Below are 463 nucleotides of genomic sequence, written 5' to 3'. Positions count from 1 at the left end.
ACCAAATTCACCAGGTAGTCGAAGTACTGCTGCCACAGCGGGTCGTTCAAGCCAAGTTGCTGCCGAATCCGTTCCGCTTCGGCACCCGTTGCACCTTGGGGACCAAGGATAGCCGCGGCCGGGTCTATCGGCCCGAGCCGGATAATGAAGAAGGTAACTGTGACACCAAAGAGGACTACTGGAAGCGCTAGTAGAATCCGTTTGAGTAGATACTCCCAGCGGCTCATTTTCCACCCCTATGCCAGTTCTTGTCGCTCATACTATGTAGGTCTTGAACAGCCATCATGATTATGTCTTACGTTATGCTCGCGGAAACATTTACCACGGACACTGAACCTTCGGTTCACTGCCTGATTGTTGAAAAATCGGCGCGCTGAGTTGCGTTACTTACTCTCGGAGAGCGTGATGTCCTTGTCCATTGCGGACGCAGCACCCATCGCACCCGGCGGCTGGTAGTCGATCC

Annotated in this window: 1 pseudogene; it reads right to left on the bottom strand. The window is 53.8% G+C overall.

Annotated features, from left to right (window positions below):
* Window positions 1-227, bottom strand: a pseudogene (locus DVK06_RS19490) (ABC transporter permease); the annotation flags it as partial.
* Window positions 228-463 lie beyond the last annotated feature (236 nt).

The organism is Halorubrum sp. Atlit-28R, from assembly GCF_003665955.1.
Taxonomy (GTDB): domain Archaea; phylum Halobacteriota; class Halobacteria; order Halobacteriales; family Haloferacaceae; genus Halorubrum; species Halorubrum tropicale.
Note: the sequence above shows the minus strand (reverse complement) of the source record. Positions and strands in the feature narration are given on the sequence as shown.